Raw genomic sequence first — 1,066 nt, 5'->3', positions numbered from 1 at the left:
AAGCGCCTAGCAGCTTCAGGGGAAACAAGTATCGACTGTGCTAGTCCGGATCAAGGGAAGTGGTGTGTGAAGTCGGTTGACGAAAGTTCCTCACCCGTCAATCTTGCTAGTGGATCGGTGACATTTACATACAATCAGCTGGGAAGGCCTTCAAGTGCTGTAGAGATTGAGGTCAGTTACGCTGGTGAAAGCGAGAAAGTTTGTGTAAACCTGGCAGGAGTAGCAGATGGAGGTGGATGTGCCTAAGAGAGGTCGGTGCATGGGTGGCCTTGCCTCGAAAGGTTTCACCCTTATTGAAGCCTTGGTAGCGCTGTTGGTTCTGGCGTTTGGGCTGCTGGGCGTGGCTGCCATGCAGATCAAGGCTCTACAGGGGGCCCATGTTTCCTATCAGCGCTCCATTGCTGCCGTCGCTGCACAGGATGCGGAGGAGCGTCTGTGGGTGGAACTGGGTGAGCATAACAGGGTATGTCCCTTCAAAGATGGTCATGGTCTTGATCATGTGAATGATTGGGGTGATGCATGGAGCCCCTATTTCAACCAGCTTGAAGTGGAGTCTGCTGTTGGTGTGTCATCCTCCACCGAGTGTGGCTATCGTATTATCCTAGGATGGAAAGATGACCGGTTCGTGGGTGAGGATGTCTCTACCCTAATGTTTTTGGCTAAGCTGCCGGGTTTATGACTATGGAGCATAAAGCGGTGTCAAGACCTTCTTTTTCCTGCCCTCGACAGTATCAGGGATTTTCGCTTGTCGAGTTGATGGTCGCATTGGTCATTGGGCTGATCGTTGTCCTTGGTGCCGGGCAGCTCTTCATTGCCTCCAAGAGAACCTATGGCCAGATGGAAGAATTGGCGACTCGTCAGCACAACCTCCGCGCACTTTATGATTTTATTTCCTTGGACGTCAGGACGGCAACTTCGGCAATGGTTAATGGTACCGGCAGCGAGCTCACTCTGTATTATGAAGGTGTGCGGCAGAGTGATCCTTCCTGTGGTGGTGGGAATCTGGTGAGTGTGAAGTATTCCTATGCATCACCGTCGGTGATGGTTGGAATTCAGTGTGGAAGTG

The 1,066-nt window shown here is 51.8% G+C and carries 2 protein-coding genes; both read left to right on the top strand.

Annotated features, from left to right (window positions below):
• The first annotated feature begins 259 nt into the window (after nucleotides 1-259).
• Complete coding sequence (gene pilV, locus V6D20_03375; protein ID HEY9814834.1) at nucleotides 260-679, top strand: type IV pilus modification protein PilV; 420 nt, start codon at nucleotides 260-262, stop codon at nucleotides 677-679.
• A 2-nt stretch (nucleotides 680-681) separates the two neighbouring features.
• The coding region (locus V6D20_03370; GenBank protein HEY9814833.1) for a prepilin-type N-terminal cleavage/methylation domain-containing protein at nucleotides 682-1,066 on the top strand (385 nt) is incomplete at its 3' end.

This window comes from Candidatus Obscuribacterales bacterium, from assembly GCA_036703605.1.
GTDB lineage: Bacteria > Cyanobacteriota > Cyanobacteriia > RECH01 > RECH01 > RECH01.
The sequence above is the reverse complement of the archived record's forward strand: the minus strand, read 5'-3'. Positions and strand labels throughout refer to the sequence as shown.

Excerpts from the sequence above, each read along its gene's own strand:
- pilV (HEY9814834.1), top strand. The coding sequence starts at position 260 with ATGGGTGGCCTTGCCTCGAAAGGTTTCACCCTTATTGAAGCCTTGGTA.